Below are 9,767 nucleotides of genomic sequence, written 5' to 3'. Positions count from 1 at the left end.
CTTCTTCCTCTGTTAAAACTATTCGAATAGGAGCAGGCATTTAAAAAATTGTCCCCGTGCAGAAAACACATCTCTTTGATCTTATATTTTATTGTAACCGTCTACTTACGAAAGCGTCAGGAATCAGAGGAGGAGTGAAGAACAGCAGCCCAATCTCCAAAGCAAACTGTTCTTTGGTAATGGGAATAAAAGGGTTAATACCTTGAAAGATGGCTGCTTTGACACTATCTGCCCAATCGACAACGCCCAACGGCGAACCAATGAAGGCGAGGCTACGCACTTGGTTTGGGTAACGTTGAGTATACAGCCATGCGATCGCTCCTCCCATTGAGCTACCCGCTAGATCGAAAAACTTAATCCTCAATTTCTCCATCAACTCATGTAAGAGTGTTGTTTGGTTCTCCAGAGCATAGTCGCTCAAAGTAAAACCGTCACTGTTGCCATAGCCTGGTAAATCTGGGGCGATCGCCTGATAGCCCACTTCAGACAATCGACACATAATGGTGTGCCACTGCTCTTTGTCAGCAAACAAACCGTGTAATAGTAAAACCTTACGCCCGTTACCCACCTGGCTGTAAGATAATGTACCGTTACTGACCTGTGCAGTATAGCTAGCGATTGTACAACTTGAGGCTGGCGTTGCACGATTGCCAGATACATAACCAATTGACCCACTTAACACTAGAAAGACGATAAATAGCCGAACGATAAACTTTTTCATGGGTTGATGCTTTAAAAAGGCTGTTAGGATACAAGGTTCGTTGAGCGTAAAATATTTATTATTCTGAGTTAGCAGTTTGATGTGCTTTGCGTCGAGTCCAAGCAGACATAAGAGCGATCGCCAATATCCCCACTACCGAAGCGCCAATTAATAACTTCTCGCCTTGCAAAACGCCCGCGCCAACTGCCACAAGTGGAGGCTTTACCAGTACAATACTTAACCCTAAAGCACTGATAAATCGCTGCCAAGGCACCCGGCATAAACCCGCCCCGTAGCTAATATAGTCAAAAAAGATGGACATCATAGCCCCCGTCAACAAGAAGAAATTGCCTCCCAGATATTTTTTGCTCCAGAGATCGAGCTTGTCCATAAATCGCTTACCTACAAATCGTTGCACCACTCCCCGACCGTAACGACGAGCAATGAAAAAATTAACGCTACAGGCAAGAAAATCTGTGATCGCAATTATCACTAGACCTTGAGCGAATCCAAACAATGCACCTGCCAAAATTGCATAAGGTGTACCTGGCAATACAGGAACTACAATACAAATGAGTCTTAGCAACATGATAATGAATGGTGTCCAAACGCCAAGTTGAGCAACATTGTTTCTAATTTGCTCAATGCCAACTCGATTAATTAACCAAATCGCGCCGGCAATCAGCAGGACAATAAGAGTAAGTTCAAGAATTTTGATAATTTTACGCTGCATAGTTAGGAGGTGTTACGAGGCTTCTAAAAATTGCTGGTTTGACTTTTTCACTTTGGCAATCCAGCCTTTGTAGGAATGTAGAATCTCTGCATAGGGAACATCTCTTTCAAACACTAAATCCATTAACGATGGTACGAAGTAATTGGGAAACAGTTGATGCAGGGTTTTGGCAAGTTTCTCTCTGAGCGCAAACTCAATTCCTAATTTGGCGGAAGATGGATAGGAGTTATCGCTTAATTCTGCTAAGGCGTGGGCATCCGCTTTGCGGCGAATTGTAAACTGAGCAATAGCGATCGCCCAATTATCAGCATATTCATCTAATAGCTTGTCAACAATAGCAACATCTTCTAGGGCAGCGTTACAACCTTGACCGAGAGAAGGGGATACAGAAGCGTAGGCGGCATCACCTACAATTAGGGTGCTATCGCCGTGATGATAGCGACTACAGCGAGTGGTTAAAACTCTAGATGATGATCGCTGCAAAAATGCTTCTGCTTCTGATGGAGTCATCAGTTTACCTACCTCTGGAAACTTTTTGTGAAAAAATTGCAGTACAGCTTCTGGGGTAGCGAGAGCGGCAACTTGATTGTTTACTCGCGAAAACGAGATAATACCACTCATGCTACTATCCGGTTGATGAAGCAGTAATACAACTGTGCCGTCATTGCTTCGCCAAGAATGAACTCTGTTTGGCTCTAAGTGAATGTCTGACGGTTGGTTCGAGTTAAGTAAAATAATTGATTTGTAGTCTGTTGGCACGTATTTCTGCTCAAACTCAAATAGATCGGTATTGAGAAAATGCGATCTCACTACTGAACGCGCGCCGTCTGCACCAATTAACAAATCGTATTTCACAGTCAAACTTGTATCTATTGCTTCAGAAGTTTGGGCTGTAGGTTGAAACGCGATTGTCTTAGCTGCAAAGTTTACTTTGGTGCAGGCATGATTGAAATGCAAATTGAGTCGGCTGGTGTCATATTTTTCAGTCAGTTTTTGCAGCAGCGTTATAAATAACCTGGTGCGATCAAGCGTCACAAAAGGTTTTTTTCTGGATGTTACTCGCGGTTTGCCATTCTCCTGATGAAAAATACCGCCGTGGATCTCTAAGCTAATCGCTCTTACGGCGGTTTCAATTTCGGCAATCTGACCGAGCGCGCTTATGCCCCGTTCGGTTAGGGTGATTCGGTAGGTTCTTGCCTTGGAAAACTCTATAGAGCGCGGATCGCTGAGGCGATCGTAAAGATCGATTTGATACTGATCGCTGCGTCTTAGTAAATAGTGCGCCATCAGCACGCCGCAGGGGCCAGCGCCCACAATCACTACTTTCTTAACCATGCTACCTCTGAAAAAACGGATTGATAGTTTAAAACATTTCTATAGAAAGGCGAGGCTCATCTGTCAAATACTGCCATGCACGAAGCTTCTAATTAGTTCAGATTTTAAGTAGTAACTGATTAGTCTTTATTAAACAATACAAAGGAAGTGATCACATTAATAAAACAGACTGTTCCGAACAACTTCAGAGCCTTCGCCCGAATAATTTCCGAACTCCTCTAACCGTTTTTATTGATATATCTAGAATAACTGCCCTAGGCAATTGGGCGATCGCAAGTTGGGGAGTCCTCCATAAAGGTAGACTTTTGAACTAAAAAAGGTAAATTGACTAAAAGGAGATAAAAGCTATGAAACATCTTCCTACTGAAGTGCGTTCGACCCTCGAGCGCAAAAGAGGCAGTAAGACAGATTAAGCAATCGCGCTACTTCCAGTCTAAAACCATTTCTCAGTTGATATATGGGGTGCTATCACGCTCAATTGACATAACTGTGACTGGATTGTCACCATGAGGTCAACTCGCCGATTTTTCTATCGACCTAGCGGCAGCTACAAAGTAAGAAAATACAAGTTTTCGTTCGCAAGATACCTACTCTTTGGTAAATGTTTGAACCGGAAAGACATAACCTATGAAGATTTTAAATTCAAAACTTTTGTTTGCTGGACTGACAGTATTAGCTTTACATACAATGTTGCAGATGCAGCCAGCACGTTCATGGCTAACAGCGCGACAATCAGCTTCTCAACTCCGCCCCTTTCAAAGAGTTTGGTTTGGAGCATATCGCTTTATTGGAGGTAATAGTCAGATTCAAATGTATATCGATCTGGCGGGCAACCTGTTTGGTAGTTTTGCATCGGCTCGTGGCTTTCGATTTGCTCAGATTAGACAACGAGAGCCATCGTTAACCATAAACAACTAAATGAGGCTAACTCAGTGTACAGGATTTAAAATAATGACTGCTACAGCTTTGGCAATTTTTTCTGGTATTTTTTGGACAATTTCGTACTTATTGATTGTTCAACGCTCTATTCAAGAGCGAAGTGTTGGTATGCCATTAGTGGCACTCTGCATAAACATTTCCTGGGAATTTATCTTTTCGTTTGTGTTTCCAAGTGAGAAACCGCAACTTTATATCAATTATGTCTGGTTTTCTTGAATCTAGTTATTGTCATTGCGTACCTTAATTTTGGCAAGGCTGAATTTAGCAAACAGTTTCCTGAAAGCTTTTTTTACGCTGCTTTTTTCTCAACTCTTGACGTTAGCTTTCTCAATATGCTGTTCATTACCTACGAATTTGGTACGGAGCAGGGTGCGATTCACACGGCTTTTCAAGATAACTTGATTGTGTCAATTGTATTTATATGCTTTTATCTTGTAGTGATAGAGACAATCTGTGTATGTTGCGATCGCCAAAATGATTGGTACTGTATGTGCTTCTATTTCAATTATCTATCTGTGCTATCATCAATACGCTTAATTTTTCTCTATCTAAGTATCTTTTTATTTGATTTGGTGTATTCAGTTCTGCTTTACCTCAAAATTAAAGAACAAGGGATTAATCCCTGGAAAAGAGCTTAGTGCAGAACGTGCCTCTAACGTTAATTTCTATGGGAGTACCTAGCTTTGCGTATCCTTCTCAAACCTTCCCATATTCATGCTCTGCTCAAGTTCTCTCAAGCCATTGATACTGTTAGTAACGCGAACGGCAGATTGAGCGGTTGGATTGTCACACTCATGATCGTGGTTGGGTTTTACAATGTCACCGCCCGTTATTTGGGACGACTGATTGGACTCAAACTCTCCTCGAATGCGCTGATCGAACTGCAATGGTATTTGTTTTCATTAATGTTTTTTTTGGGATTCGCCTACATTCTCAAACAAGCCGCAAACGTCCGGGTAGATTTTCTATATGCAGGATGGAGCGAAAAACGCCGCGCCTTAGTCGATTTTCTAGGTACAGTCTTGTTCTTGATTCCCTTTTGTATTTTAGGAATTTGGGTTAGTTTTAACCCAGTTTTGCAATCGTGGGGGCTGCTACCCGATGGAACGTGGAGCAGTTGGGAAGTATCATCAGATGCCGATGGCTTGCCGCGAGCGCCAATTAAAACAATGCTTATAGTTGCTTTTGTGGCATTGCTGGCGCAAGCGATTTCGCAAGCGATTAAGTACCTAGCAATTTTGAAAGGATACAGGCAAGTTACCCAAACTCTACAAGACAATATTAATCAATTACCACTGGGGTAAATTGCTCAGACTGACAATTATCTCAATCAATCTTTTAAATTGGCATTGCAAACACTATTTTTTGAGCAGATAAACTATGGGCTTTGAATGGTTGGCGCTTGCCATGTTCGTTGGCTTTTTTTTCATCCTGATGAGTGGCTATCCAGTAGCATTTTCCTTTGCGGGAACGGCGATTATATTTGGATCAATCGGCACTCTTGTCGGCGCGTTCGATCCTAGTCGGCTGTTGCTATTACCCAATATCTGGTTTGGCACTATGTCTAACTTCACACTATTGGCAATTCCTTTTTTTGTGTTTTTGGGTGCTGTGTTGGAAAAATCAGGACTTGCAGAAGAACTATTAGAAACGATCGGAATTTTGTTTGGGTCGTTACGCGGAGGTCTAGCACTGGCGGTGATTTTTGTCGGTACAGTGTTAGCGGCGGCGACAGGTGTTGTTGCTGCCACGGTGATCGTTATGGGAATAGTGTCTTTACCTGTGATGCTGCGCTACGGCTATGACAAGCAACTTGCCGCAGGCGTAATCATTGCCGCAGGAACTTTAGCGCAATTGATTCCTCCCAGTTTAGTGCTGCTGGTTTTAAGCGACCAATTAGGAGTATCGGTCGGCGATCTCTTTTTAGGGGCATTGATTCCAGGACTGATGCTTTCTGCTGCTTATGCTTTGTATGTTGTGGTTTTAGCATTTTTCCAACCGAGTGTAGCTCCGGCGCTACCATTGGAAACTCGGCAAATGACTAGATTGGCGCTGGCGCTGCGCGTGGTTAAAGTTGTGATTCCTCCCCTAGTAGTCATTTTTGCAGTGCTAGGTAGTATTTTCTTCGGCATTGCAACACCCACCGAAGCAGGTGCGGTTGGGGCTGTAGGTGCTTGTGTATTAGCGGCATTCAACCGCAGACTAACCTGGTCGCTAATTAGCGCGGCGAGTCATTCAACAGCAGTGGTAACAACGGTTGTGTTGATGATTTTGTTTTGCTCGTCCTTTTTTAGTCTTGTTTTTGATGGTCTGGGCGGCAAAACCTTGATTACAGAACTGTTGGTGAATTTACCTGGTGGCAAAATTGCTTTTTTGATTGTCAGTAATATTGTGATTTTTATTCTCGGCGTGTTTTTAGAATTTATTGAAATTTGTTTTATCGCCATGCCTCTGTTAGTCCCTGCCGCACAACAGTTAGGAATTGATATGGTATGGTTTGGGGTTGTCATGGCGATTAATCTACAAACCGCTTTTATTTCGCCCCCAGTGGGATTTTCTCTGTTCTACTTGCAAAGCGTTGCTCCGTCATCAGTGCGAACGATTGATATCCACAAAAGCGCGATTCCTTTTATGGCGCTGCAAGTTGCAGTCTTGCTATTGGTGATGATGTTTCCCCAAACGGTACGCTGGTTAGTTGAGCTTTCGGCACAGCCTGTTTTATCTAAATGAGGGGGTCTTGGGGGAGCGATAATACCTCCTGCGCCGGACTATATCTGATTTGATGAGGGATACAGAGAGGGGCTGTTGCGCTCATGTTGATTCAGCACAAGTTACAACCCTTTTTAAGAATTCGTTTATAAACTCCTGCTCAATCTCATCTTCTAGGCGTAAAAGCACAATAATTTTGCCGTGTCGAGCGGGTCTGAATAGAGACTTTCAGACCGAATAAAACCATGTTTTTGAGCAATTAAATGTAAAGTTTCCTGCGTCTCGGGAAAATCACTGGAAGATATATGAGCCTCGACTGCAAGAACTTCTGGGGGTGTCAGTAAAGACCAGTCTTTATACACGCCATCTAGGTAGCGTTTGATGAAAGCTTCTCTCTGCTCTCCTTCGCGGCGAACAGTATCGATAAGAATAAAAACACCGTTAGCTTTCAGCAGATGGATAAACTGCCCAATAATGTAGTCTTTTTGCTCGAGGGTCAAATGATGGAGAGCAAAAGAAGCTAGGATGACATCGAAGCTATCCTTTCGTTCCTTTACCAATTCAAAAACTAACTCAAAGAAATCGCCCTGGATGAATAACTTATCACCGCCAGTAAGCTCCATGTTGTCACGGGCAATCGCCAGAGCTGGTTCAGAGAGGTCAATCCCCTTGTAGCAAGCAATATTAGTATTTAATAAAGCCTGAGCCGTGTAGCTAGCGTCCCCGCAGCCGAGGTCAAGAAGGGAAAAAGGATTTTGAAAGTTGCTAACTAAAAATTCATGCAGAATGCCGTAAAATTCATGGTGTTTTATGTAATTATTGCTCAGAACTTTTTGATAAAGTTTCCACTGATTGTTGAATAAATCATTAGAGTGAGGGACGGAATTTTCACTACTTTCTAGCTGGGTTATATCTACCATTGGTTTTTTCTCTTTTTGTAATTAGGACTCGAGGCAAGCCGCACAACAACGAGGTGCAACACTAAGAACTCAACGAACCTGTCTCAATTTTGTTGTTACATCCCAGTGATTTTGAGAAGCTTCTACCATAATCTTTGATTTGGTAGGGAAGGAGGTCACGATTTGATTTTGCTATAGCTGTAGCGACTGAAACTGCCTTCGTTGATGTTGTTCCAGGCATAGACGCGATCGCGAAACTGTTTCCAATCGGCAAAAATGCTTTTAAAATCAGCATCTTTGGCAGCAAGTTCATCAAATAACTCAAACGATGCTTTTTCTGCTGCTGCCAAAATCTCATCGCTATAGGATCGTAGTTGCACGCCACCTTGCAAGAGCCTTTGAAGTGCTTCGTTATTGCGGGCATCGTAACGAGCTAACATAATCGTGTTGGCTTCAAAAGCTGCGGTTTGAATCACTTCTTGATATTGTATCGGCAGCTTCTTCCACTCATTCAAATTGATTTGTACTTCTAGCGTTGCTCCCGGTTCCCACCAGCCAGGATAATAATAGTATTTAGCGATTTTTTGCAGTCCTAATTTTTCATCGTCATAGGGGCCAACCCACTCGGCGGCATCGATTGCTCCAGTTTGTAAGGCTTGAAAAATCTCGCCACCTGCTAGGGTCTGCACAGTCACGCCGAGTTTGCCCATGACTTGCCCGCCTAGTCCAGGAATCCGCATCTTCAATCCTTGTAAATCGCTTACTTTCGAGATTTCTTTGCGAAACCACCCACCCATTTGCGTTCCCGTGTTACCTGCGGGAAACTGAATAACACCAAACTTGCGGGCATACAAATCTTGCAGCTTTTGTAATCCACCGCCCTCATACAGCCAAGCATTCTGTTGTTGAGCGTTCAAACCAAAAGGCAAAGCCGAACCAAACGCGGTTGCAGCGCTTTTACCAACATAGAAATAAGCGGCTGTATGCCCGCAGGGAACAGCACCTTGAGACACCACATTTAACACTTCTAGTGGCGGCGCTAACTCACCAGCCGGACGTGGTGTAATCTTAAACTTACCTCCTGTGAGTGCAGCAACGCGATCGGCAAATGTTTTAGCACCACCGATAATTGTATCCAATGCTATGGGCCAACTGGTTGCCATCTGCCAATTTAAAGTAGGTAAGGCTGCATTCGAGCCAGTTGCTTTGGTTGTGGTTCGACAAGCGACTAGGGCGGAACCAGTAATTGTACTGGCGATCGCACTTTGCAAAAATTGTTTACGTTTCACTACTTGACTCCTAAGCTGGTTTTGAGTAAAAAACTGTTCAGTTATACTTGGTTGAGATATCGTTAAACTCGGCAAGGTAGGCTCAGAATTTTTCTTTTAAAATCATCTGTGCCCCTTTAGCAGGAGCAAAAGTCACACCTCGGCTCTGAGGATATTCAGGATCTTGATCTGCCATTGCTAATCGGTAATGAGAAAGCATTTTTGCTAAGACTAATTTCATCTCAAATAGGGCTAAGGCTTCGCCAATGCAGCGACGCGCACCACCGCCGAAAGGGAGAAAATTGCACCCGAGAGAACTGTCGTTCTAGAAAACCCTCTGGCTTAAACAATTTAGGTTCAAGATAGATATCTGGGCGCTGATGAGTTAGATAAATACAACCATAAAGTCTCATTCCAGGCTCTAGTTGATAACCCATAAGTTCTACAGATTCTTTGACCTCTCTAGGAACTGTAAGCACGGCAACGGGAAAAAGGCGCAAAGTTTTGTTACAAAAGGCTGTGAGATAGGGTAACTGCACAATGGCTGTGGGATCTGGATCTTTGCCCAGATCATGTAGTTCTCTAAACAACCTTTCGCTAACTTGTGGATGACGATGAATCCAATATAGCGCCCATGCGATCGCACTTGCAATTGTTTCATAACCTGCGAGCATTAGGGTAATTAATTCATCATGCAAATCGACATCGCTCATCGGTTGACCAGTCTCATCACGGGCCCAAATCATTAAGCTAAGGATGTCTGAGCCAATAACCTGATTTTGGTGGCTATTCCCTTCAAGATAGCTTCGCTTCACCCGAATTTCAGCGTACACCTGTTCGCTTATTTGTCGTTGTAAATGCCGCAAGTATCCCCAGAGACTCTGGGTTCGCCAATCTTTTTGCAAAGATGGGAAGAAAAGTAAACCGCCAATGAAAGGAGATTGAAGTGAATCTGTGAGGTTAACCATCAGCGACTTGAGATGCTTGAAACGGTCTTCTTGGTTAATCCCAAAAACGACCTTGAGCATGACTTCTAAAGAAATCTCCTGCGCCAACTTCCGGGTAGAAAACAAAGTGCCAATCGACAGCGAACTCATTGCTTTGTTAACCAACTCACAAATTAATTGTCCGTAAGTTCGCATCCGTTCTCCATGAAAAGGAGGCATTAACAACCTACGCTCCCG

11 protein-coding genes are annotated in these 9,767 nt (G+C 43.3%); 4 read left to right on the top strand and 7 right to left on the bottom strand.

The annotated features are described in order from the left end of the window. Nucleotides 1–88 precede the first annotated feature (88 nt). From C7B70_RS24095 to C7B70_RS24085, 3 genes are read right to left on the bottom strand one after another with little or no spacing between them, the layout of a single operon-like run. Nucleotides 89–721, bottom strand: coding sequence for an alpha/beta fold hydrolase (locus C7B70_RS24095; protein WP_106371453.1), 633 nt, complete (start codon nucleotides 719–721; stop codon nucleotides 89–91). 58 nt (nucleotides 722–779) lie between these two features. Then, the gene (locus C7B70_RS24090; protein WP_233221105.1) at nucleotides 780–1,433 is read right to left on the bottom strand and encodes a TVP38/TMEM64 family protein; all 654 of its coding nucleotides are present in this window, start codon (nucleotides 1,431–1,433) and stop codon (nucleotides 780–782) included. 12 nt (nucleotides 1,434–1,445) lie between these two features. Further along, nucleotides 1,446–2,768, bottom strand: a complete 1,323-nt coding sequence (locus C7B70_RS24085) for an NAD(P)/FAD-dependent oxidoreductase (RefSeq protein ID WP_106371452.1) — start codon at nucleotides 2,766–2,768, stop codon at nucleotides 1,446–1,448. 627 nt (nucleotides 2,769–3,395) lie between these two features. Between C7B70_RS24085 and C7B70_RS24080 the strand changes: the two genes are divergently transcribed. The 4 genes from C7B70_RS24080 to C7B70_RS24060 all read left to right on the top strand — a co-directional run bounded on the left by C7B70_RS24080 (nucleotide 3,396) and on the right by C7B70_RS24060 (nucleotide 6,437). Next, nucleotides 3,396–3,686: a hypothetical protein gene (locus C7B70_RS24080; RefSeq protein ID WP_106371451.1), complete on the top strand. Its 291-nt coding sequence runs from the start codon at nucleotides 3,396–3,398 to the stop codon at nucleotides 3,684–3,686. 33 nt (nucleotides 3,687–3,719) lie between these two features. After that, a complete protein-coding gene (locus C7B70_RS24075) occupies nucleotides 3,720–3,923 on the top strand; it encodes a hypothetical protein (protein ID WP_146134160.1) in 204 nt (67 codons plus the stop codon). Nucleotides 3,924–4,390: 467 nt separating this feature from the next. Then, the gene (locus C7B70_RS24065) at nucleotides 4,391–5,011 is read left to right on the top strand and encodes a TRAP transporter small permease subunit (protein WP_233221104.1); all 621 of its coding nucleotides are present in this window, start codon (nucleotides 4,391–4,393) and stop codon (nucleotides 5,009–5,011) included. A 76-nt stretch (nucleotides 5,012–5,087) separates the two neighbouring features. Beyond that, the gene (locus tag C7B70_RS24060; protein ID WP_106371448.1) at nucleotides 5,088–6,437 is read left to right on the top strand and encodes a TRAP transporter large permease subunit; all 1,350 of its coding nucleotides are present in this window, start codon (nucleotides 5,088–5,090) and stop codon (nucleotides 6,435–6,437) included. 152 nt (nucleotides 6,438–6,589) lie between these two features. Here C7B70_RS24060 and C7B70_RS24055 read toward each other — a convergent pair whose 3' ends face one another. The 4 genes from C7B70_RS24055 to C7B70_RS24045 all read right to left on the bottom strand — a co-directional run. After that, nucleotides 6,590–7,336, bottom strand: a complete 747-nt coding sequence (locus C7B70_RS24055; protein ID WP_106371447.1) for a class I SAM-dependent methyltransferase — start codon at nucleotides 7,334–7,336, stop codon at nucleotides 6,590–6,592. 155 nt (nucleotides 7,337–7,491) lie between these two features. Next, a complete protein-coding gene (locus tag C7B70_RS24050) occupies nucleotides 7,492–8,604 on the bottom strand; it encodes a TRAP transporter substrate-binding protein (RefSeq protein ID WP_106371454.1) in 1,113 nt (370 codons plus the stop codon). Nucleotides 8,605–8,686: 82 nt separating this feature from the next. Beyond that, entirely contained in the window at nucleotides 8,687–8,851 is a 165-nt protein-coding gene (locus tag C7B70_RS28565) for a hypothetical protein (protein ID WP_199192518.1), read from the bottom strand. Beyond that, nucleotides 8,826–9,767, bottom strand: a 942-nt coding sequence (locus C7B70_RS24045; RefSeq protein WP_199192517.1) for a cytochrome P450, incomplete at its 5' end; no start/stop codon positions are given. The genes C7B70_RS28565 and C7B70_RS24045, both read right to left, overlap by 26 nt.

This window comes from Chlorogloea sp. CCALA 695, assembly GCF_003003885.1.
GTDB lineage: Bacteria > Cyanobacteriota > Cyanobacteriia > Cyanobacteriales > Chroococcidiopsidaceae > Aliterella.
The sequence above is the reverse complement of the archived record's forward strand: the minus strand, read 5'-3'. Positions and strand labels throughout refer to the sequence as shown.